Below are 22418 nucleotides of genomic sequence, written 5' to 3' on the forward strand. Positions count from 1 at the left end.
TTCTATGAACTGATCATAGAAAGCATGTGTTTTTCTTTTCTCATGCGCTGCGCACACTGCGACGCATGAGAAGCAAACTGTTCGTTCCCGGAACGCGCTCCGAGTTGTTCGCCAAGGCCCTGAGCGGCGCGGCCGATGGCGTGTGTTTCGACCTGGAAGATGCGGTGTCCGAACCGCGCAAGGCCGAGGCACGCGATGCCGTGCGGCAGCTGCTCCAGAGCGGTGAGCCGGCCGCATCGGGCAAGACCGTGATCGTTCGCGTCAACGCGATGGACACGCCGCACTTCGCGGACGACATCGCGGCGGTCGCCCAGTCCGGTGTGCACCTCGTCAACATTCCGAAGCCCGAGAGCCCTGCGCATGTGCGCGCCGCGGTCGAAGCCATCGAACGCGCCGAGCAGGCCAACGGCGTGCGCACGCCTATCGGCCTGCTGCTGAACATCGAGGCGCCTTCGGCCTTGCGCACAGCAGCGCAGCTTGCAGGGGCCCATCCGCGCGTGGCGGGGCTGCAGCTGGGGCTTGGTGACCTGTTCGAGCCGCTGGGCATCGCGCGACGCGAGCCGGTCGCCATTCAGCAGGCGATGTTCGCGATGCGCATTGCCGCGGGCGAGGCGGGCGTCTACGCCTACGACGGCGCGTTCGCGGACATCCGCGACGTCGATGGGTTCCGCGCCGAGGCGATGCTGTCGCGCAACCTCGGCTTCCTCGGCAAGACCTGCATCCACCCGAGCCAGATCGCGATCGCCAACGAGGTGTTCCGGCCCACCGATGAAGAAATCGCCCACGCCTGCAAGGTGGTCGAGGCGGCCCGCGATGCCGATGCCAAGGGCGTGGGCGCTTACGTGGTCGACGGAAAAATGATCGACATCCCTTTCGTGATCCGCGCACGCGCCATCGTCGCGAGTGCGCGCAGCCTGGGCCTGCTGCCGGGCTGAGCTTGCCGCTTTCTTTAAAAAAATCAGGAGACAAGACAGATGAAGATTTCCCCGTCATTTCGCCTGCGTGCGCTCGCCGTGGCGACCGTCGCTTGCGGCTGCTTTGTGAGCGGCAGCGCATTCGCGCAGGCCGCGTACCCGGCCAAGGCCATCACCATCGTCGTGCCCTATCCGGCGGGCGGCTCCAACGACACCTTCGCGCGCCAGGTGGCCAAGGAACTGGGTGAAGAACTCAAGCAGCCGGTGATCATCGACAACCGCCCCGGCGCGAGCGGCAACACCGGCACCGGGCAGGTCGCCAAGGCTGCGCCCGACGGCTACACGCTCGTGGCGGTGTCTTCTAGCATGACGACCAACGCGGCGGTGCAGTCCAAGCTGCCGTTCGATCCGGTCAAGGGCCTCGCGCCCGTGGCCATGTTCGCCAAGGGCCCGTTCATCGTCGCGGTGAACAACGATTTTCCCGCCAAGACGCCGGCCGAACTCATCGCCGCCATCAAGGCGAAGCCGGGGCAGTACAACTACGCCTCATCTGGCTCGGGCAGCGTCAATCAGTTCGGCACCGAGCTGCTCAAGGCCAAGGTGGGCGACCTGCAGATCGCGCACATCCCCTACAAGGGCATGGGCCCGGCCGTGACCGACCTGATCGGCAACCAGACGCAGCTGCTGATCTCGAGTGGGCCGTCCCTGCTGCCGATGGTGCGCGCCGGCAAGCTGCGCGCGGTCGGCATCACGAGCCTGAAGCCGAGCCCGATCGCGCCCGATCTCACGCCTATCTCCACGGCAGTGCCTGGCTATGAATTCGAACTCTGGTGGGGCCTGCTCGCGCCCGTGGGAACGCCGCCCGATGTGGTGGCCAAGCTCAACGGCGCGGTCAACAAGATCCTCGCCAAGCCCGAGATCACCGCCAACTTCCTGCGTGAAGGCGCCATTGCCACGCCGCTCACGCCGGCGCAGTTCGGCACGGTCATCGCCGAGGACGTCGAGCGCTGGAAGAAGCTGGCCAGGCAGCAGAACATCACCGCCGACTGACGATTGAGGAAAGAAGGATCCATGAGCTTCGACGCCCCGCACGACGACACACGCCTGCCCGCGCGCACCGGCCCCGCAGGGCCCTTGAGCGGCCTGCGCGTGCTCGACCTGAGCGCCTACATCGCGGGGCCGTACGGCTGCTCGCTGCTGGCCGACCAGGGCGCCGAGGTCATCAAGATCGAGCCGCCCGCGGGCGACAACCTGCGCAAGTACCCCTCGACGCTCGAAGCCGAGAGCCGCGCCTTCATCGGCGTGAACCGCAGCAAGCTCGGCGTGGTGCTCGACCTGAAGCATGCAGAGGACCTTGCCGCGCTGATGGCGCTGGTGCGTACCGCCGACGTGCTGGTGCACAACTTCCGGCCCAGCGTGCCGCCGCGGCTGGGCATCGCGTACGACCAGTTGAAGGCGATCAATCCGCGCCTGATCTATTGCAGCCTCACGGGCTATGGCGAGACCGGTCCGCTGCGCGAGAAGGCCGGCTACGACCAGGTGCTGCAGAGCATGACCGGCATGTGCGCGCTGCAGGGCAAGCGCGGCGAGCCGCCCGAGATCATCTACGGCTCGGTGGTCGACTACTACGCGGCCGCGCTGGTGGCGGCCGGCGTGGCCTCGGCGCTGTACGAGCGCGAGAAGAGCGGGGAAGGGCAGTTCGTCGGGGTGTCGCTGCTGCGCTCCGCGCTCACGATGCAATCGGCCCGCATGGTGTGGGCCGAGGGCGAGCCCAAGGAAGTGGGGCGCGACATGCGCTCGGGCGGCATCACCGGCCTGCATCCGACGCGCGAAGGCCATCTCTACATCTCGGCCAACACGCCGCACTTCTGGCAGGCGCTGTGCGCCAAGGTGGGCCTGCCCGATCTCGCGGCCGACGAGCGCTACGACTCGGTGCGCAAGCGCGCGCAGCACTTTGCGGAGATCGTTCCGCGCCTGCGCGAGGCGCTGGCCGCGCGCACCGCGCTCGAATGGGAAGAACTCTTCGGCGAGGAAGTCCCTTGCGCGGCGGCACGCACGGTCGAGGACATGTTCGACAACGAGCAGGTGCTGGCCGAGGACATGGTGGCGAACTTTGCGCATCCCACGCTCGGGTCGTATCGCGGATTCACGCGTGCCGTGAAGTTCGGCCGCACGCCCGGCCCCGAACCCTTTGCCGCGCCGACGCTGGGGCAGCACACGGACGAGGTGCTGATGAAGACCGCGAACGCGGCAGACTGACACGCGCATGGACGTCGTCTACCCCAACAGCAGCGGAATGCGCAGGGCCGCCAGCGTGGCGCCTGCGGGCGCGTGCGATTCGCACATGCACGTCTACGACCGCCGCTTCGCGCTGCACGGTTCGCCGGACGCGATGGTCGACCAAGCCACCGCCGACGACTACCGCCTGCTTCAGCAACGTATCGGCACGCAGCGCACGGTCGTCGTGCAGCCGCGCGTCCATGGCACCGACAACAGCGTGACGCTCGACGCCATTCGCGCGCTCGGCCCCGCGCAGACGCGCGGTGTCGCGGTGCTCCGCCCCGATGTGAGCGACGCCGAATTCGAGCGACTGCACGCAGGCGGCATTCGCGGCATCCGCTTCACGCTCTATACGCCGGCCAATGCGGCAACCGATTTCTCGATGGTCGAGCCGCTCGCGCAGCGCGTGCATGCGCTCGGCTGGCATGTGCAACTGCACTGGAGCGCCGACCAGATCGTGGCGCACGCGGACCTGCTCGCGCGCCTGCCGTGCACGATCGTCTTCGACCATCTCGCGCGCCTGCCGCTGCCGAATGCGCTTTCGCATCCCGCGTTCGACGTGGTGAGCCGTTTGCGCGACAACGGCCGCACGTGGGTCAAGCTGTCCGGTCCCTACCTCGATTCGAAGACAGGCGCAGCGGGTGGCTATGCCGACATGACGGCCATCGCGCAGGCCTGGGTTCGCCAGGCCCCCGAACGCGTGGTGTGGGGCAGCGACTGGCCGCACCCGACCGAGCCCATTTCAAAGCCCGACGACGCGGTGCTGCTCGACCTGCTGAGCCAATGGGTGCCCGACGAGGCCACGCGCCATCGCGTGCTCGTGGACAACCCGAAGCTGCTCTACGACTTTCCTGAAACTGCAAAGCCCGAGACAACTGAATGACGAAGAGACGCATCCTGAAATCGATCGCCGCGCTGGCCGCGTGCGCCCCGTTGCTTGGCTGGGCTGCGTGGCCCGACAAGCCCATCCGGATGGTCGTGCCGTATGCCGCGGGCGGCGGTGCCGACAGCACCGCGCGCGTGGTCGCGCAGCAGATGAGCATCGCGCTCGGCCAGCAGATCGTGATCGACAACAAGCCTGGCGCGGGCGGCGTGATCGGCGAGGACAACGTGGCCAAGGCGCCCGCCGACGGCTACACCGTGCTCTACGACGCCTCGGCGTTCTCGGTGAACCCGTCGCTGCGCAAGCTGCCGTTCGACGCGGCGAAGGATTTCATTCCGGTCTCGCTGGTGGCCACCGCGCCGCAGATCCTCGTCGTGCCCGCCACGGCACCGTACAGGACGGTGGCCGAGTTCCTCGACTTCGCGCGCAAGAACCCCGGCAAGCTGAGCTTCGCCTCGGCCGGTGGCGGCACCGGCTCGCACCTGGCGGGCGAGGCGTTGAACGAGCAGGCCAAGGTCAACCTGATGCACGTGCCCTACAAGGGCGGCGCGCCCGCGCTGACCGACGTGATGGGCGAGCAGGTGTCCTCTTACTTCGGCAACGTGGCCTCGACGCTGGGCTACGTCAAGTCGGGCAAGCTTCGCGCACTGGCCGTGAGCTCCAGCAGGCGCGTGAACGGATTGCCCGACACGCCCACGCTCGCCGAGTCGGGCCTGCCGGGCTACAACGTCGTCGAGTGGAACGGCGTGTTCCTGCCCAAGGGCACGCCGGCGGATGTCGTGCAGCGGCTGGGCAAGGCGGTGCAGGCGGCGGTCAACGACCCCACCGTGAAGCAGAAGCTGCTGCAGTTCGGACTGGAGCCCGCGGGCACGACGCCCGAGGCGTTCGCGAAATTCGTGCAGGACGAGACGGGCCGGGTGAGGACGTTGGTGCGGGCGCGGAATATCCGCGTTGATTGAGCGCGGCCCCGGGGCCGTGCAACGGGTCTGGCAGCGGAGGCGTCCCAGCGCTTCTTGCGCGATCAGCCGGCGCAGGTTGCAGCGGGCGGCCCTGCGTACTCCATCTCCTGCATGACCCAATCGCGTCGTGCTTCGCCATGCTGCGCGGCGATCTCGCACAGCGTGCGGTCCAGTTGCTGCACCGGCTTCACCGACGAAGACAGCGGCAACCGGGTCGACGCGTTGCGCACCGGTTGCGCGACGAGCACCAATCCGCTTCGCAGCGTCACCGATTCGGATGCAGATGCAGCGTCGACGCTGACATGCCCGGTGCGCGTCCACGCATCGACAGCCAGCGCAAGCGCGATGTCGTCGGCGCCGTTCTGCACATCGACCTGCCACCGCTCGCCGCGCCAGAACGCGGCCTTGTTGAGCAGGTAGCTGCCGCCGCGCTTCACATTCAGGCCGAAGGGTGCGCTGTCGTGCTCGGGGCTCCATGACGCCACGCCCAACTCCGCTGCAACGGACTTCGCCTTCTCCGGCCCGCCGATGGCCTCGACCAGTGCCAGCATCGTGGGCACCGAGGCGGTGATGCCGGTGGTGGTCGCAACGTCGCGGTCTATCACGTAGCGTTGATGCGGCGCGTAGGTCGCGCCGGGGTTGCGCTTCAGCAGTGTCTTGCGGTCGTACCAGTGGCCCGCGAATCGCCGGCCGTCGAGCAGGCCGGCGTGACCGACCACCAGAGCACCGGAGCAGACGCCGATCACCCGTGTGCCCCGCGCAGCCTGCTGCTTCAACCATGCGGCCACCGCAGGGTCGTCTTCAGTGACCATCGCCGGGACGATCACATAGTCCGCCCCCGAGGGATTCGCACGATCGAAACTCGCGAAGTCCTGCGCACCATCGACCTGCAGCGCGGGGTACAGATTCACCCGTCCGCTCTTCGGCGCGACGATCCGCACATCGGCCACGTCGGCGCGCTTCAGTACCGCGTGCGGCAGCAGCAGGTCGGTCGTCTCGGTGCCTTCGTTCAACGCGAGCACGGCGATCACCGGCCTGCCTGCGCGGCGCGGCTTCAGGGCCTCGACGAAGGCTTGTTTCTCGCGTTCCCTCGCGGCCGCGTCGGCCTGTGCGGGCGGCAGCGGCGCGCCCGCGCCGCATCCTGCGAGGGCAAACGCTGCAATACTTGCGCCGATCAGCGCCCACACCGCTCTCCACATGGCTCTGTTCTCCTGTCAACGTGACGATGCCCAGAGATTAAGAATGCCGACCCCGACCCACAAGGACGAAGACACCGCGGTTCCTGCCAGCAACGTGGCGCTGGTCGTGTTCGACGGCGTCGAGGTGCTCGATGCCGCGGGCCCGGCCAGCGTGTTCAGCAAGGCCGAGGAGATGCGCCCCGGTACCTACCGCCTGCACATCGCATCGCCCGGCGGCGGTACGGTGTCGACGAACGGTGGATTGCAATTCGGAGGCACGCTGACGCTGCGGCAACTGCCCGCCACCATCGATACGCTGATCGTGGCCGGCGGCGACGAACCCGCGGTGCGCCAGGCGATCGTCGAGCACCATATCGGCGCGTGGCTGAAGGAGGCCGCGCCGAACATCCGCCGCGTTGCGAGCGTGTGCAGCGGCGCCTTCGCGCTCGCTGCAGCCGGCCTGCTCGATGGCCGCGAGGCCACCACGCACTGGCGCTGGTGCGACCAGCTGCAGGCGCTGCGGCCGCAGACGCGCGTGCAGCGCGAGCGCATCTACGTGCGCGACGGCCCGGTATGGACATCAGCCGGCGTCACGACCGGCATCGAGCTCGCGCTCGCACTGGTCGAAGACGACCTCGGCCATGCCGTGTCGATGGACATTGCGCGCACGCTCGCGTTGCCGATGCTGCGCGGCGCAGAGCACCCGCAGCTGAGCCAGGCGCTGCAGGCGCAGGGCACGGCGAGCCATCGGTTGCGCGAGCTGGTCGCGTGGATCGGCACGCATCCGCAGGAGACCTTGTCGGTCGAGTTGTTGGCCGAGCGCGTGCAGATGAGCCCACGGAATTTCGCGCGCGCGTTTGTGGCGGAGACGGGATGCACGCCGGCGCGGTTCGTCGAGCAGACGCGCGTGGCCGCCGCGGCGCAGTTGCTGCAGCAAACCGGGTGGACGCAGGAACGCATTGCGAGTCGCAGCGGTTTTCGTTCGGTGGACGCACTGCAGCGTGCGTTCGCACGGCAGCATGGCGTGACGCCGCAGCGTTATCGCGATGACAATCAGCGCCACGCATCCAGGTAGCGAACTGCCATTCGACCCGGCGCGGCCACCCGCGATGAACAGTCTGCATGGAGCAATCATGAAGATCGATGCGTTCGATGAGAGCCTGGAACACCGCAACATCCTGCCCTACGACCCCGCGTACGCCGATGTGTTCGCGCAAGTTCAGCGCCACGTTCAGGAGCGCCTCGAGGGCGTGGAACTCGTTCACATCGGGAGCACCGCCATTCGTGGCTTGCGGGGAAAGCCGATGGTGGATGCTGTTGCCATCACGCAGAGGGAGGATTTGCGCAGCGAGCAACAGGCGTTCGAAGCGCTCGGGTTTCATCGGCGTGCCGTATGGGTCGACAAAGATGAGAAGCCGTATGTCTGCGCAAGCGTCGGGCACGACGGGCGCAGGTTCAACATCAACATCCACATCTGCCACCGTGGCGATCCGGTGCACAAGGACTCGCTGGCCTTCATGGACATCCTCGACAGGCGTCCCGACCTGCGCAGGAAGTACGAAGAGGCCAAGGACCGCGCCCACACGATCGATCCCGTCAATCCGGAGGTCTACAACCGGGAGAAAGCAGCGGTGATCCAGGAGATACAGGCGCAGATTTCCGCTGAGCGCGCCAGCTACGCGCCGAGCATCAACTCGAGGTTCTGAACGGCCGCGCCGGACGCGCCCTTGCCCAGGTTGTCGAAGACGGCGGACAGCAGCACCTGGCCGTGGTCTGCATTGGCGAACACGCCCAGCTGCAGGTCGTCGGTTCCGTTCAGCGCCTGCGGATCGAGGTGCGCCATCGCCTGTGTCTCCGCAAGCGACATGACCCTGACATGGCGCGCGTTCGCGTAGTGATGCGCAAGGCATGCCTGCAACCGGACACCGTCGACGCCGCTCGCCAGCAGGCGCAGCTCGAGCGGCACGGTCAGAACGATTCCCTGCCGGTAGGCGCCATAGGCCGGCACGAAGAACGGACGGTGCGCCAGCCCGGCGTATTCCTGGATTTCAGGCGTGTGTTTGTGTTCCAGCGCCAAGCCATAGACCTGGGACGGTGCCACGGCCGGCGTGTCGCTGGCTTCGTGCGCATCGATCGCTGCCCTTCCGCCCCCCGAATAGCCGGAGGTCGCATAGACCGTCGCCGGGTATTCGCGCGGCAGCAGGCCCGCTTCCACCAGCGGCCGCAGCAGGGCAATGGCACCGGTCGGATAGCAGCCCGGATTGCTGACACGCCGGGCTCGTGCAATCCGTTGCGCATGCCCCTGGGCCATTTCGGGAAAGCCATAGACCCATTCCGGGTGCGTGCGATGCGCGGAGCTCGCGTCGATCACACGCACAGCCGGATTCCGGATGAAGCCGACCGCTTCGCGTGCCGCCGCATCCGGCAGACAAAGAATCGCGATGTTGCACGCATTGATCGCCTCCTTCCGACGCTGTGGATCCTTGCGTTCGGCGGCCGGCAGCGTCAGGAGCTGCAGGTCGGTGCGATCGCGCAGGCGCTCATGGATCTGCAGCCCGGTGGTGCCCTGGTCGCCGTCGATGAAGATGGTCGGAAGACTCATGATGTTGCGCGCTCCTGATTCGGTCTCTGGATGGATCTGCCGCAATTCTTCTCTGGTCGATAAAATATGAAAAGTTGAATTTGGCAATCCTGTAGTTCATATTTCCTGAAGCAGAGATCTCACATGCGCGAAATCAGCCTCGATCGTTTGCGCACGCTGGTAGCGATCGCAGACCACGGTTCCTTCGCGGCCGCAGCGCAGGTGCTGCATCTCGCGCCGCCGACGGTCAGCCTGCACATCGCCGAGCTGGAGGGGCGTGTGGGCGCTCCGCTCCTGTCACGGCGGCGCGGGGACGTGCGGCCGTCGGCCGTCGGCGAATTGCTGGTGGAGCGCGCACGCCGGCTGCTGGCCGAGATCGAGTCGACGCTGGACGACGTCAGCCGGCAGGTGCAGGGGTTGGCCGGACGCGTGCGGCTCGGCGCCTCGACGGGCGCGATCTCGCACCTGTTGCCGCAGGCCATCGCACGGCTTCGCGAGGATCATCCGGACATTGATGTGCAGATCGCGGTGCTCACTTCGCAGGACGCGCTGGCGCGCCTTGCGCAAGGCAAACTGGACGTCGGGCTGGTCGCGCTGCCGCAGTCGCCGGTTGCGGGGCTGTCGATCCGGCCCTGGCGCCGCGACCCCGTCATGGCCTTCTTGCCAGCCGACTGGAGTGCTCCCGGCAGGGTCACGCCGAAGTGGCTCGCGGCGCAGCCGCTGATCCTCAACGACGCCACCACGCGCCTGTCGCGCCTCGTCTCGGAATGGTTCGCGCTGGGTGGCCACCGGCCCGTACCGCGGATCGAGCTCAACTACAACGATGCCATCAAGAGCCTCGTCGCCGCAGGCTACGGTGCGACGCTCCTGCCGCATGAAGCGGGAGCGTTGCAGCCGGACGCGCGCATCGCGATGCGCCCTCTGCGTCCGGCCCTTTGGCGCGAGCTGGGCATTGCCCACCGGTCGGGCCCCGTCGAGCGCGCGACGCAGCGTGTGCTTGACGCGCTGTGGGCGCTCAAGGCGCGTTGAGCGCTAGACCACGACGACCAGCTTGCCCTTGGCTTCGTTCTGCTCCATCGCCCTGTGTGCTTCGGTGATGTCGTCGAAGTCGTAGGTCTTGTCGATGGGAACGGAGAGCTTGCCCGCCGCAGCGTCGTCGAGATACCGCTGCAAGACCGATGACGGCAGGTCGGCCGCCTCGCCCGAGTAAGCGCACAGCCTCACCGCATTCGGCAGATAGCCGATTGGGTAGAAATCCTTGACGGTCCATTCGTTCGACAGCATGCCGGTGAAGCAGGCGACGCCCCGCCGGCGCAATGCGCGCAAGGTGTCAGGCAGCGTGGGCGTTCCGACCAGCTCGAGCGCGAGATCGACCCCTTCTGGAAAGAGCCCGCGGACCTGCGGCGCCACGGCGCCATCATCGATCAGCACGTGATCGACACCGGCCGCGACCAGCGCCGATTGCTTGGCGGCGCTTCGCGTGGTCGCGAGAACCGTCAGTCCGATTTGCTTCGCAAGGCTTGCCGTGGCCAGCCCGACCGACGACGTCCCGCCGCGGATCAGGATCGATTGGCCCGCCTGCGCATCGAGCGCCGACACGAGCGACCCGTACGCGGTCTGCAGCATCTCGGGCACCGCGCCAAGAACCTCCCATGGCAACGCGCTCTTGAATACGATCACGTTCGAAGCAGGCACGCAGGTGTATTCGGCATAGCCGCCGTCGTAGGTGCGGCCCATGTTCCCCATCATCGCTACGACCTGCTGCCCGACCGCGAACTCGTTGCCCGGGCACGCGGCGACTTCGCCGCACGCCTCGATGCCCAGCACGCGGGGGAAGGTCACGCCTTCGGCCATGCCGAGGCGGGTGTGCAGTTCGGAGCGGTTGAGCCCGAAGGCGCGCACCTTGATCAGCACCTCCGCGGGCCGGGGCACGGGGACGGGCAGGACGCGGATCTTCAGGGCCTCGGGCGGTCCTGGGGCGTCGAGTACGACGGCGCGCATGGTGGGGGTCATGAGTGTCCTTTGGGTCGGAGGATCGAAGCGTAGCGCTGTCGACGCATGGCGGCGAGCCCGGTCAGGAAAACTCATTTTCACCAGTGCGGGGTAGCCGCTCCCGCGGATGGTTTATCCCCTTGCGTGCCGGGAGCGGCCCGAGAAATTCGCTCAAGCCAACCGGTCCAGCAAGCTGTACCAGGCCACGCCGCCCGCCACATAGAACCGCTGCAACCCATGCAGCGGTATCGGTCGCATCTCCGTCACCGGATACGGAAACTCCGCCTTCGCATCCACGAGCCGGGCCGCGAGATGCTTGCCCATGCTCGTTGCCAGCGCAATGCCGCGCCCGTTGTAGCCCAGCGCGATCGTCATGCCCGGTGCGGGCGTGTGCACATGCGGCATGAAGTCGCGCGTGACGGCGATGCGGCCGGCCCAGCGGTATTCGTAGCGCAGCGGTCCCAGCTGGGGAAACAGCAGTTCGAGCGAGCGCTCCAGGTGCGCGAAGTCCGCCGGCCCGCCTGGGTCGGCGAAGTGCCCGCGCCCGCCCATCAGCAGCCGGCCTTGCGCATCCTTGCGGAAATACAGCAGCAGTCGCTGCGAGGTCGAAGCCGTTTCGCCGCGCGGCAGGATGGCATCGGCGGCGGCGCCTTCGAGCGGGGCCGTGGCGACGATGAAACTGTTCGCCGCGAGCACGGTGCGCGACAGCCCCGGCCACAGCGGCCCGGTGTAGCCGTTGGTCGCCAGCACCACCTGGTCCGCGGTGACAGTGGCGCCGGTCGACGTGCTCGCGTGCCAGTGCGCGCCGCGGCGCTCCAGTGCCGTGACTTCGGTGCCGCCATGCACGGCCGCACCGAAACCCTGCGCGGCGCGCACCAGGCCGCGCGTGTAGGCCAGCGGCTGGATGCCCCCGGCGCGCGGATCGAGCCAGCCGCCCGCGAAGGCCTCTGTGCCCAGGCGCGCGCTGACAGCGGCGTGGTCGAGCATCTCCGTCTTCACGCCGCGCTTGGCCCATTGCTCTGCGCGCGCATGGAGTCCGGCCACGTGCTTGGGCGAGTAGGCAACCTGCAGCCAGCCGTTGCGCACCGGCTGGCAATCGATGCGGTGCCGCGCGATCAGGTCGAACACCACGTCGGCCGAGCGTGAGACCGCGTCGATCAACGGCGCCGAGCGCTCGCTGCGATAGATGCGGGTCAGCTCGTCGGGGTCGTGCTTGAGCGTGGGGTTCACCTGCCCGCCGTTGCGGCCGGACGCGCCCCAGCCGGGTTCGTGCGCTTCGAGCACGCAGACCTGCACGCCTGCTTCGGCCAGATGCAATGCGGTCGACAGACCCGTGAAGCCGCCGCCGACGATCAGCACATCGACCTTGCGCGATTCGCGGAGCGGCGGTGTCGGCGGGGCAGGGGGCGCGGTGGCGGCCCACAGCGAAGGCGGAAGCGCTGCGCTCATGCCCGCACCTCCACCGCGGCCGTCGACGATGGATGCAAGACGCGCCGCAAAAAGTCCTGCGTGCGCGGCTGCTTCGGCGCGCCCAGCACCTGTGCGGCCGGGCCTTCCTCGACGATGCTGCCGCTGTGCAGGAAGCACACGCGGTCGGCCACTTCACGTGCGAAGCCCATCTCGTGCGTCACCACGATCATGGTCATGCCTTCGTCGGCCAGCGCGCGCATCACGCCGAGCACGTCGCCGACCAGCTCGGGGTCGAGCGCCGAAGTGGGCTCGTCGAACAGCATGGCCTCGGGCTTCATCGCGAGCGCGCGGGCAATCGCCACGCGCTGCTGCTGGCCGCCCGAAAGCTGTGCCGGATAAGCCTGTGCCTTCTCGGCAAGCCCGACCTTGGCGAGCAGCGCGAGCGCCTCTTCGCGCGCCTCCGCGGGCTTGTGGCCCAGCACGTAGACCGGGCCCTCCATCACGTTCTCCAGCACCGTGCGGTGCGGGAACAGGTTGAAGCGCTGGAACACCATGCCCATGCGGCTGCGCAGCCGGTGGATGGCCTTGCTGTCGCGATCGACGCGCTCGCCGAAGGCGCGCACCTCGCCGCCTTCGTACGACTCCAGTCCGTTGATGCAGCGAAGCACGGTCGACTTGCCCGAACCCGAAGGCCCGATGAGGCACACCACCTCGCCCGCATCCACATGCAGGCTCACGCCCTGCAGCACGCGGTGCGTGCCGAAGCGCTTCTCCAGTCCATCGACGCGGATCATGGCTGCTTCCTCCCGGCGCCGAAACGCTTCTCGAGCCGCCGCAGGCCGTAGACCAGCGGGAGGCTCATCAGCAGGTAGAGCAGGGCGACGAGCGTGTAGACCGTCATGTTCTGGAAGGTCGAGGAGGCGATGAGCTGGCCGGCGCGCGTCATTTCGGCCACGGTGATGGTGGAGACGAGCGAGGAGTCCTTCAGCATCATTACCAGCGTGTTGCCGTACGGCGGCAGCGCGATCCGAAAGGCCTGCGGCAGGATCACGCGCCGCATGATCAGCGCCGAGCGCATGCCCATGGCCTGCGCGGCCTCGCGCTGGCCGGGATCGACCGCCTCGATGCCGGCGCGGAAGTTCTCGGCCTGGTAGGCCGAGTAGGCGATACCCAGGCCGATCACGCCGGCCTGGAAGGCGGTGAGCTGCACGCCGAACTCGGGCAGCACGAAGTAGATGTAGAACAGCTGCACGATGATCGGCAGCCCGCGGATCACGTTGATGATCACCGCGCCCGTCCACGCGAGCGCTCGCACGGGTGAGAGCTTCATCAGCGCGAGCCCGAGGCCGAGTGCGCTGCTCAGCAGGAACGAGAGCACGGTGACCTGCACCGTGACCACGGCGCCCTGCAGGAGGATCGGCAGGAAGTCCTGCGCGTTCTGGAGAAAGGAAGCAGCCATGGGTGCGATGCGCCGTCAGATGCCCCACTTCTGGACGATCTTCGCCAGCGTGCCGTCGGCCTTGATCGCGGCGATGGCCTTGTTCAGCCGCGCCATGGTCTCGGTGTCGCCCTTGCGCACGACGAGGCACACGTCCCCCACGTTCACCGGCTTGTAGCTTTCCACCAGCTTCACGCCGGGAAAGGTGTTCTGCCGCAGCTGGTAGGCAATGATGGGCTGGTCGCCCAGGCCCGCCTTGATGCGGCCGAGCGAGAGGTCGCGCGTCATGTCTGCCACCGAGTCGTAGCTGCGTACCTCCTTGAAGATGCCCTTCTTGGTGAGCATGTCCAGGAACACGGTGCCGACCTGCGCGCCGACCACTTCGCCCTTGAGTTCGTCGAGCGAGACGTACGCGCGGGCGTCGTCGCCCTTGACGATCAGGCCCTCGCCGTACGAATACACCGGGTCGCTGAAGTCGACCACTTCCTGGCGCGCCGCGGTCTTGAGCATCGCGGCCGAGACGATGTCGATCTTGCGGGCGGTGAGCGAGGGAATGAGCGCCGAGAACACCGTCTGCTGCACATTGACGCCGAAGCCGCCGGCCTTGCCGACCGCGGTGACGGTGTCGACCATCATTCCCTGGATGGTGTTGGTCTTCACGTCCAGGAAGGTGAAGGGCACGCCGGTGGCCGTGGCGCCCACGTTGTAGGTGGCGGGTGCGGCGCCCTGCGCGACGGCCAGTGAGGCGGCACCTGCGACGCACAAGCCCAGGGCCAGGCGGCGAAGTTGGTGAAGGTGGCGAACGATGCGGTGGACGATGGGTTTCACGGAAGCACTCCTCGGGAAGATGAAAGAGCAGGAAGGAAACGGAAGATGTAGAAAAGGCAGAACGGCCGATGCAACATGCGTGCCAATAATCGATTCTTTTGAATCTCATATCAATAAAAAAAACCACTAGTCGAATTTAAAGTATCGATATTCGATATTTCAGGTCGGCGTGGCTATACTCCGCAGCCATGGACGCCATTCCCGAATCCGCCCCCGAAGACAGCCCCAGCCTGCTGTTCAACCAGTCGCTGGAGAAGGGCCTGGCCGTGCTGCAGGCCTTCAGCGCCCGGCGCCGCACCATGACGCTGGCCGATGTCGCCGAGGCCACCGACATCACCAAGAGCTCGGCGCAGCGCATGGTCTTCACGCTCGAGAAGCTCGGCTACGTGCGCAAGCACCCGAAGACGCGGCGCTACCAGCTCACGCCGCGGGTCATGGAAATCGGCTTCAACTACCTGGCGGCCAATTCGCTGATCGACGTGGCCAACCCCTTCCTCGCGGAACTGACCAAGGTGACGACCGAGACCTCGTGCCTCACCGAGCCCGACGGGCTGGACATGGTCTATGTCGCGCGCTTCGTGAGCGCGCAGTTCGTGCCGGTGCACATGCCGATCGGCAGCCGCATCCCGATGTACTGCACGGCTTCGGGGCGTGCCTACCTGGGTGCGCTGCCCGAGGACGAGGCGCGAGGGCTGATCGAAGCGTCGGATCGCGTGACCCACACTGCGCACACGCGCACCGATGTCGACGAGATCCTCGAAGTGCTGCGCCAGGCACGGCGGCAGGGCTTTGCCACCAATGCCGAAGAGCTGTTCCTCGGCGACATGACCATCGCCGCGCCCGTGATCGGCAGCCAGGGCCGGCCGGTGGCATCGGTGCACGTGGTCGCACCGACCAGCCGCTGGACCATGGACGAGGCGGTGCGCAAGCTCGCGCCGACGCTGCTGCTCTGCGCGCGTTCGCTCACGAACTCGGCCCGCAGCATCGACTGACGGTCATACGTTTGCGGTGATGGCGCAGCCCGTGGCTGCGCTTATGCTGTGCGGGATCACAACGCAGATTTCCCACGCCATGACCGACTTCCGCCCTGTCTACGACAAGCGCTTCGACAACATCCTCGCCGACCGCCTCCCCGAGCTGCTGCGCGCCATGCCCAAGGCCGAGCTGCACATGCACATCGAAGGCTCGCTCGAACCCGAGCTGATCTTCGCGCTCGCGCAGCGCAACGGCGTGGCCATTCCGTATGCCAGCGTCGAAGACCTGCGAAAGGCTTATGCCTTCACCAACCTGCAGAGCTTCCTGGACATCTACTACGCCGGCGCGAGCGTGCTGCTGAAAGCGCAGGACTTCTACGACATGGCCTGGGCCTACCTGGAACGCGCCGCGGCCGACAACGTGGTGCATACCGAGATGTTCTTCGACCCGCAGACGCACACCGCGCGCGGCGTGCCGATGGAAACGGTGATCGACGGCCTGCACCGCGCGTGCGTCGATGCGCAGCCGAAGCTCGGCGTGAGCGCGTCGCTCATCCTGTGCTTCCTGCGCCACCTGAGCGAAGAAGAGGCTTTCGAAACGCTGGAGCAGGCGCTGCCGTTCCGCGACAAGTTCATTGGCGTGGGCCTCGATTCGAGCGAGGTCGGCCATCCGCCCGAGAAGTTCGCGCGCGTGTTCGCACGCTGCCGCGAACTGGGCCTGCACCTCGTCGCGCATGCGGGTGAAGAGGGCCCGCCCGAATACGTGTGGAGCGCGCTCGATGTGCTGAAGGTCGAGCGCGTCGACCACGGCGTGCAGAGCGCGAAAGACCCGGCGCTGATGAAGCGGCTCGCGCAAGACCGCATTCCGCTCACCGTGTGCCCGCTGTCGAACCTCAAGCTCTGCGTGTTCCCGGACCTGTCGAAGCACAACCTCGGTGCGCTGCTCGATGCGGGGCTGGTTGCCACGGTCAATTCCGACGACCCTGCCTACTTCGGCGGCTACATGAACCAGAACTTCACGCAGACCTTCGAGGCCACCGGGCTCAACGTGCAGCACGCCTGGCAGCTCGCGGCCAACAGCTTCGAAGGCAGCTTCATCGACGTGGCCGCCAAGCGCGCCTACGTGGACCGGCTCAACGCCGTCTTCGCGAGCTTCTGATCCGAAGCAACCGGCCGCGGCACCAGCAGCGGCATCGCTACCAGCGCGCAGGCGCTGCCTGCGAGCCACACCATCGGCCAGCCCTGCAGCGCGAGCAGGTGCGGAATGGAGAAGGGCGTGACGAAGCACACCAGGAACACGCTGGTGTTCGCCATGCCCAGCGCGGTGCCGGCGCGCGCCGCGCCGGCCAGCGTGGCGAGCTCGGTGTAGGCCACGCCGTGCCAGGCCGACACGCAGACACCGCTCACTCCCAGCAGCACGACCAGCGCGATGCGCAGCGACAGTGAATCGGCGGTGTGCGCACCCGCGGCCATCACCAGCACCGCGAGCGCGGCGAACAGCGCCACGCTGAGTGCGCTGCAGGCGCGCAGGTAGGCGGGGCGGTTGCGGTGGCGGTCCGTCCAGCGGCCGCTCCACACGCGCATCACCATCGCGCCGACCTGCGTGAAGACCATGGTGGCGGTGATCGTGGCGAGGCCCGCGTGGCCGAAGTCGTGCAGGAACACCGTGCCGAAGGACAGCACCGCGAACTGCGGTGCGCAAAGAATGCCGATGCCCAGCACGATGCGCCAGACGCGGGCATCGCGCAGCGGGCCGGTCTTCGATGCGATCGCCGCTTCGGCGACGTTGGCCTTGGTGCGCGGTGCGATCGGCGGCTCGTGCACCCAGGCCCAGCTCATCAATGCGCTCAGTGCGCACAGCAGCGCCAGCAGGCCGTAGAGCGCGGCAAAGCCGAAGTGCAGCGCGACGAACGGCAGCACCAATGCCCCGATGCCGCCACCCAATGGCACGGCGGTCTGGCGAATGCTCATCGCGAGCCCGCGTTCGCCTGCTTCGAACCACGTCATCACTGCGCGGCCGCTCGCGCCGTTCACGCTGCCGCCCAGCAGGCCGACCAGCAGCAGGCCCGCGGCGAGCCAGCCGAGCCCGGGGATGTGCTGCCCGCTCGGCGCGGCCCAGAGCGCCATCGCCACGAGCGCCACGGCGGTGCTGCCGAGTCCGGTCAGCAGCACCGGCCTGTCGCCCCAGCGGTCTGTGAGCAGGCCCCACGGCAGCTCGCTCACTGCGATGCCCAGGCCCATGAGGCCCAGCACGAGACCGAGCGTCGCGTTGTCCAGCTGATAGCCGGTGCGCATCAGCACCGCCGTCATCGGAATGCCGCTGAAGGCCACGGAGAACGCCGCGTTGGCAGCCACGCCCGCGGCCAGCACCTTCCAGCGATGGCGGGGCGAATACGAAGGGGAAAGAGGCGAATGGGTCATCGTGCAACGAAGTTTCCGCCGTTGCCAAGGTTTTGAAAATCAGAAAATAATGCGAGAACCGTCCTGAAAAACAGGACGATCAGAAAAGGATGAATCCATGTCCCAGGTGATGTTCGATCTCGACGTGCTGCGCAGCTTTTCCACCGGCATCGCGCTCGGCAGTTATGCCCGCGCGGCCGACCGGCTGGGGCGCTCGACCTCGGCGGTGAGCGCGCAATTGAAGAAGCTGGAGGCGCAGGCCGGCACCGTGCTGTTCCGCAAGGCCGGCCGCGGGCTGGAGCTCACCGACGCCGGCGAAACGCTGCTGGCCTATGCCCACCGCATGCTCGAACTCAACGAAGAGGCGAGCGCCGCCATGCGCGGCGCCGACCTCGAGGGCTGGGTGCGCCTGGGCCTGCAGGAAGATTTCGGCGAGACGCTGCTGCCTGCGGTGCTCGGCCGCTTTGCGCGCGCGCATCCCAAGGTGCGCATCGAGGCCTGCGTGGCGCGCAGCGCCGAGCTGCGCGAGCGCCTCGAACTCGGAAAGCTCGACCTCGCGCTGGCGTGGGACGCGGGCGACCACCCGCCGTCGATGCATGCCGAGCGCGTGGCGCGCCTGCCGCTGCAGTGGATCGGTCCCGCATCCGGCGATGTGCTCGATGCGGCCTGGTGGAAGGAGCGCGAGCGCCGCGAAGGCGGAGGTCGCGGCGCGCACAAGTCGAAGGAGCCGCTGCCGCTGGTGCTGCTCGATGCGCCGTGCCCGCTGCGCGAGATCGTCACCAAGACGCTCGACCGCGCCGGCGTGCCATGGCGCCACGCGTTCACCAGCGCCAGCCTTGCGGCCTTGTGGGCCGCGAGCTCGGCCGGCCTCGGCCTCACGGTGCGCACGCCTTTCGGGCTGCCTTCGCATGTGCGCGTCATCGACCGCGCGGCGGTCGGCCTGCCGGCGCTGCCGCAGATGTCGATGTCGCTCTATCGCGCGCAGGCCAGCGCCGAAGCGCCGGTCGGGCGGCTCGCCACGCTGTTGCTGGAGGCGGTGCGGCGGCACGTGCAGCCAGGCACGAGCTAAGAAGGTGTGGGCGACGCCCGGGCTACCGCCGCTTCGCCAGCCAGTTCCACCCGGCGCCTGCGGCCATGAGCACGCAGGTGCCGAGGAACACGGCCCGCATGCCGATGTGCCCGCCCACGAAGCCGCCGAGCAGCGGGCCCGCGACCTGCCCCGTGTACTGCGCAGAAGTCGAGTAGCCGAGCATGTTGCCGGCCACGCGCTCGGGCACGTTGTGGCGGATCACGCTCGCGATGCAGGGCAGGAGCCCGCCGAGCGACAGCCCCATGAGGAAGCGCAGCACCACCAGTTGCCAGCCCGAGGTGACGAAGGCCTGCGGAACCAGCAGCACCGCCGACACCGCCAGGCACCCGACGATCACGTTCCAGTGCCCGACGCGGTCGGCCAGCTTGCCCAGGCGCGAGGCCGAGAGGATGCTGCCGAGCGCGGCCGCCGACATCACGAGGCCGGCCATCATCGTCACCCGGTTCGGGTCTTCGACCAGCGTGGCAACGTAGACGGTGATGATCGGTTCGATCGACATGTTGGCCAGCATCAGCAGCATGCCGGTGAAGAGCATTGCGATGAGTGGGCGCTTGTCGGGAATGGCGGCCCAGCCGGTGTCGGCAGCGTTGCTCTGCTTCGAGGCCGAAGGCGCTTTTTTTTCCTCGCGGATCATGAAGGCGGTGGCGAGAAAGGCCACGAAGATCATCGCGCCCGCCGCGAAGAAGGTCGCGCGGATGCCGATGAGCGGCGGCAGCGCGCCGCCGACCAGCGGACCCACGAGGTTGCCGGCCATGATGGCCGAGGACATCGTGCCGAGCGCCCAGCCGGTGCGGTCCTTCGGCGTCTGGGTGGCCACCAGCACCATCGAGCCCGAGGCGTAGCCGCCCAGGAGGCCCGCGAGCAGACGCAGGCCGACCAGTTGCCACACGTTGCCGGCCATGCCGATGAGCGCCATCGCCACCGCCATGCCCAGGCTCGCGCGGATCAGCATCGGCTTGCGGCCGTAGCGGTCGGCCAGGCGCCCCCACAACGGTGCGACCAGCGCGGCGCTGAAGAAAGTGGCGCCATAGGCCACGCCGGACCACTGCACGATGGCCGCATGGTCCTTCACGCCCAGTTGCTCGACGTAGAGCGGCAGGAAAGGGAGCAGCAGCGTCATCGCCACGATGGTGGTGAAGGAGCCGAACATGCAGACGGCGAGGTTGCGCTGCCAGTGAGCGCTGCTGCTGGCGTAGGAGGGCGGGTTCGTCATGGGGCGAACCGATTGTGTGGCGGCACGGCCGAACCCGCGCCTGCCGATTCGCGGCGGCACCCATCGCGGTGTCGGATGGGTGCCGCCGCGCGGGTCAGGTCGTCTTGAGTAGCTCGGGATCGATCGGCAGCTTGCGCAGCCGCTTGCCCGTCGCCGCGAAGATGGCATTCGTCAGCGCAGGCGCGAGCCCCGAGGTGCCGGGCTCGCCCATGCCGCCGGGGGCTTCCTTGCTCGCGACGATGTGGGTCTCGATGAGCGGTGTCTCGTTCATCCGCACCACGCGCACGTCGTGGAAGTTCGATTGCTCGATGCGCCCGTCCTTCACCGTTGCCTTGCCCCAGAGCGCGCCCGAGATGCCGAAGATCACGCCGCTCTGCACCTGCGCCTGCACGGTGTCGGGGTTGACGATCACGCCCGCGTCGAGCGCGCAGACCACGCGCTTGACGTTCACGTCGCCCGACTTGGTGACCTCCGCATCCACCACCAGCGCCATGAAGGTGCCGAAGGCGAACTGCAGCGACACGCCGCGCCCCTGGCCCGCGGGCAGCGGCTGGCCCCAGCCGGATTTCTCTGCAGCGAGCTTGAGCACCGCCAGCGCACGCGGGTTCTGCGCGAGCAGCGCGGTGCGGAAGGCGACTGGGTCGGTCTTCGCGGCGGTGGCGAGCTCGTCGATGAAGCTCTCTACCACGAACACGTTGTGCGTCGGCCCCACGCCGCGCCAGAACGCAGTCGGCACCGGCGGCTCGTGGTTCACGTAGTCGACCAGGATGTTCGGCAGCGCGTAGGGCGGCTTCTCGGCGCCGTCGATGGTCTCGGGATCGAAGTTGTTGTTGTAGGCCGGCGGCAGCCAGCGCTTGAGGATCGAGGAGCCGGTGATGCGGTGGCTCCACGCGACGGGCTTGCCCTGTGCATCGAGGCCGGCGCTCACGCGGTCGTAGAAGTACGGGCGGTACATGTCGTGCTGCGTGTCTTCTTCGCGTGTCCAGATCACCTTGACCGGGCCGTCGACCTTCTGCGCGATCTGCACGGCGCGCGTGATGCTGTCGACCTCCAGCCGCCGGCCGAAGCCGCCGCCGAGCAGGTGGTTGTGCACCGTCACCTTCTCCACCGGCAGGCCGGTGACCGCCGCGGCCGCGGCCTGTGCGCGGGTGAGCACCTGCGTGCCGACCCACACCTCGCAGCTGTCCTTGCGAACGTGCACGGTGCAGTTGAGTGGCTCCATCGCCGCGTGGACCAGGAAGGGCACTTCGTAGACGGCCTCCAGCCGCTGCGCCGCGCCGGCCATGGCCTTGGCGTTGTCGCCTTCCTTGCGCACGACCGCGCCCTGCTTCTGCGAAGCGGCGGCCATCGACTGCACGATGCTTTCCGTGCTCACCTTGGCATTGGCGCCGTCGTCCCATTCGACAACGAGGGCGGCCAGGCCCTTCTTCGCCGCACCCATGTGGTCGGCGACGACGGCCACGCAGTCGTCGAGCCGCACGACCTGGCGCACGCCGCGCACCTTGAGCGCCGCGGCGTCATCGACGCTGCGCACGCGGCCGCCGAACACCGGCGACTGCTTCAGCGTGGCGACCTTCATGCCGGGAACGCGCGCGTCGATGCCGTACATCGCGGTGCCGTTGACCTTGGCGGGCGAGTCGAGGCGCCTGGCCGATGTGCCGATCAGCTTGAAGTCGGCTTGCGGCTTGAGCTCGACCTTCTCGGGCACGGGGAGCTTGGCGGCATCGGCGACCAGTGCGCCGTACTTGAGGCGGCGTCCGCTCGCGGTGTGGACCACTTCGCCGCGCACGGCACGGCACGAGGCCGGCTCGACACGCCAGCGCTGCGCCGCCGCCTGCACGAGCACCGTGCGGGCCGTGGCGCCGGCGCGCCGCATCGGCTCGTAGGCGCCGCGGATGGTGGTGGAGCCGCCCGTCACCTGGAAGCCCAGCAGCGGGTTGCCGTAGAGCTTGTCGCTCGGCGGCGCATGTTCGAGGCGCACGCTGGCGAGGTCTATCTCCAGCTCTTCGGCAATCAGCATCGGGATGCTCGTGTACGTGCCCTGGCCCATCTCGATGAAGCCCATGACCACGGTCACCTGGCCATCGGGGGCGATGCGCACGAAGGCATTGGGTGCCCAGGGCGCAGTGGCGGGGCCGACGGCCTCGGCCGGGGAGGGCGCGGCACCGAAGCCGACGCCGATGAGCAGGCCGCCGCCCAGCGCGGCACCCACCGAGAGAAAGCCGCGGCGCGACAGCGCGGTGTCGGCTTCAGGGGTTGTCAATCGATCGAGGATCAT

The 22418-nt window shown here is 67.9% G+C and carries 21 protein-coding genes; 11 read left to right on the forward strand and 10 right to left on the reverse strand.

Translation table 11 applies throughout. The features are described 5' to 3' along the window. Positions 1–65: 65 nt before the first annotated feature. Genes ACSFA7_RS12380 through ACSFA7_RS12400 form a run of 5 tightly spaced genes read left to right on the forward strand, consistent with a single transcriptional unit; the run spans position 66 to position 5036 of the window. Entirely contained in the window at positions 66–935 is an 870-nt protein-coding gene (locus tag ACSFA7_RS12380) for an HpcH/HpaI aldolase/citrate lyase family protein (RefSeq protein ID WP_435499637.1), read from the forward strand. A gap of 39 nt (positions 936–974) precedes the next feature. Then, complete coding sequence (locus ACSFA7_RS12385; protein WP_435499638.1) at positions 975–1964, forward strand: tripartite tricarboxylate transporter substrate binding protein; 990 nt, start codon at positions 975–977, stop codon at positions 1962–1964. Between the two features lie 21 nt (positions 1965–1985). Continuing rightward, positions 1986–3173 carry a CaiB/BaiF CoA transferase family protein gene (locus tag ACSFA7_RS12390; protein WP_435499639.1) on the forward strand — a complete coding sequence of 396 codons (1188 nt, stop codon included), beginning with the start codon at positions 1986–1988 and terminating at the stop codon, positions 3171–3173. Between the two features lie 7 nt (positions 3174–3180). Continuing rightward, positions 3181–4077: an amidohydrolase family protein gene (locus ACSFA7_RS12395; protein ID WP_435499640.1), complete on the forward strand. Its 897-nt coding sequence runs from the start codon at positions 3181–3183 to the stop codon at positions 4075–4077. Next, the gene (locus ACSFA7_RS12400) at positions 4074–5036 is read left to right on the forward strand and encodes a tripartite tricarboxylate transporter substrate binding protein (protein WP_435499641.1); all 963 of its coding nucleotides are present in this window, start codon (positions 4074–4076) and stop codon (positions 5034–5036) included. The genes ACSFA7_RS12395 and ACSFA7_RS12400 overlap by 4 nt, the downstream gene beginning before the upstream one ends. A gap of 62 nt (positions 5037–5098) precedes the next feature. Here ACSFA7_RS12400 and ACSFA7_RS12405 read toward each other — a convergent pair whose 3' ends face one another. Next, entirely contained in the window at positions 5099–6235 is a 1137-nt protein-coding gene (locus ACSFA7_RS12405) for a DJ-1/PfpI family protein (protein WP_435499642.1), read from the reverse strand. A gap of 43 nt (positions 6236–6278) precedes the next feature. On the opposite strand from ACSFA7_RS12405, the gene ACSFA7_RS12410 reads away from it, so the two are divergent. Both ACSFA7_RS12410 and ACSFA7_RS12415 read left to right on the forward strand, forming a co-directional pair. Further along, positions 6279–7289, forward strand: a complete 1011-nt coding sequence (locus ACSFA7_RS12410) for a GlxA family transcriptional regulator (RefSeq protein ID WP_435499643.1) — start codon at positions 6279–6281, stop codon at positions 7287–7289. A 58-nt stretch (positions 7290–7347) separates the two neighbouring features. Further along, on the forward strand, positions 7348–7920 hold the full coding sequence (locus tag ACSFA7_RS12415) for a GrpB family protein (RefSeq protein WP_435499644.1): 573 nt from the start codon (positions 7348–7350) through the stop codon (positions 7918–7920). Here the strand turns inward: ACSFA7_RS12415 and argC are convergent. Further along, positions 7890–8816 (reverse strand): N-acetyl-gamma-glutamyl-phosphate reductase, encoded by a 927-nt coding sequence (argC, locus tag ACSFA7_RS12420; RefSeq protein ID WP_435499645.1) that lies wholly within the window; start codon positions 8814–8816, stop codon positions 7890–7892. The genes ACSFA7_RS12415 and argC overlap by 31 nt on opposite strands. Positions 8817–8939: 123 nt before the next feature. On the opposite strand from argC, the gene ACSFA7_RS12425 reads away from it, so the two are divergent. Beyond that, a complete protein-coding gene (locus tag ACSFA7_RS12425; protein ID WP_435499646.1) occupies positions 8940–9824 on the forward strand; it encodes a LysR family transcriptional regulator in 885 nt (294 codons plus the stop codon). 3 nt (positions 9825–9827) lie between these two features. Here the strand turns inward: ACSFA7_RS12425 and ACSFA7_RS12430 are convergent, their stop codons facing one another. From ACSFA7_RS12430 to ACSFA7_RS12450, 5 genes are all read right to left on the reverse strand, one after another. Further along, a complete protein-coding gene (locus ACSFA7_RS12430; RefSeq protein ID WP_435499647.1) occupies positions 9828–10808 on the reverse strand; it encodes a zinc-binding alcohol dehydrogenase family protein in 981 nt (326 codons plus the stop codon). A 150-nt stretch (positions 10809–10958) separates the two neighbouring features. Then, complete coding sequence (locus ACSFA7_RS12435; RefSeq protein ID WP_435499648.1) at positions 10959–12236, reverse strand: NAD(P)/FAD-dependent oxidoreductase; 1278 nt, start codon at positions 12234–12236, stop codon at positions 10959–10961. Next, positions 12233–12991, reverse strand: coding sequence for an amino acid ABC transporter ATP-binding protein (locus ACSFA7_RS12440; protein WP_435499649.1), 759 nt, complete (start codon positions 12989–12991; stop codon positions 12233–12235). The genes ACSFA7_RS12435 and ACSFA7_RS12440 overlap by 4 nt, the downstream gene beginning before the upstream one ends. After that, positions 12988–13656 carry an ectoine/hydroxyectoine ABC transporter permease subunit EhuD gene (gene ehuD, locus ACSFA7_RS12445; protein ID WP_206174852.1) on the reverse strand — a complete coding sequence of 223 codons (669 nt, stop codon included), beginning with the start codon at positions 13654–13656 and terminating at the stop codon, positions 12988–12990. Before ehuD ends, ACSFA7_RS12440 begins: the two co-directional genes overlap by 4 nt. 15 nt (positions 13657–13671) lie before the next feature. Further along, positions 13672–14454, reverse strand: coding sequence for an ABC transporter substrate-binding protein (locus ACSFA7_RS12450; protein ID WP_435500214.1), 783 nt, complete (start codon positions 14452–14454; stop codon positions 13672–13674). A 197-nt stretch (positions 14455–14651) separates the two neighbouring features. On the opposite strand from ACSFA7_RS12450, the gene ACSFA7_RS12455 reads away from it, so the two are divergent. Then, a complete protein-coding gene (locus ACSFA7_RS12455) occupies positions 14652–15455 on the forward strand; it encodes an IclR family transcriptional regulator (RefSeq protein ID WP_435499650.1) in 804 nt (267 codons plus the stop codon). A 79-nt stretch (positions 15456–15534) separates the two neighbouring features. Next, positions 15535–16596, forward strand: a complete 1062-nt coding sequence (locus ACSFA7_RS12460; RefSeq protein WP_435499651.1) for an adenosine deaminase — start codon at positions 15535–15537, stop codon at positions 16594–16596. Here ACSFA7_RS12460 and ACSFA7_RS12465 read toward each other — a convergent pair. Beyond that, positions 16557–17858 (reverse strand): MFS transporter, encoded by a 1302-nt coding sequence (locus ACSFA7_RS12465; RefSeq protein ID WP_435499652.1) that lies wholly within the window; start codon positions 17856–17858, stop codon positions 16557–16559. The genes ACSFA7_RS12460 and ACSFA7_RS12465 overlap by 40 nt on opposite strands. A 97-nt stretch (positions 17859–17955) precedes the next feature. Here ACSFA7_RS12465 and ACSFA7_RS12470 point away from each other — a divergent pair, with 97 nt between their 5' ends. Beyond that, on the forward strand, positions 17956–18906 hold the full coding sequence (locus ACSFA7_RS12470) for a LysR substrate-binding domain-containing protein (protein WP_435499653.1): 951 nt from the start codon (positions 17956–17958) through the stop codon (positions 18904–18906). A 22-nt stretch (positions 18907–18928) separates the two neighbouring features. Here the strand turns inward: ACSFA7_RS12470 and ACSFA7_RS12475 are convergent, their stop codons facing one another. Both ACSFA7_RS12475 and ACSFA7_RS12480 read right to left on the reverse strand, forming a co-directional pair. Further along, the gene (locus ACSFA7_RS12475) at positions 18929–20140 is read right to left on the reverse strand and encodes an MFS transporter (protein WP_435499654.1); all 1212 of its coding nucleotides are present in this window, start codon (positions 20138–20140) and stop codon (positions 18929–18931) included. A gap of 94 nt (positions 20141–20234) precedes the next feature. Further along, on the reverse strand, positions 20235–22418 hold the full coding sequence (locus ACSFA7_RS12480; RefSeq protein ID WP_435499655.1) for a xanthine dehydrogenase family protein molybdopterin-binding subunit: 2184 nt from the start codon (positions 22416–22418) through the stop codon (positions 20235–20237).

It is taken from the genome of Variovorax trehalosi (assembly GCF_051216415.1).
Lineage (GTDB): Bacteria > Pseudomonadota > Gammaproteobacteria > Burkholderiales > Burkholderiaceae_C > Variovorax.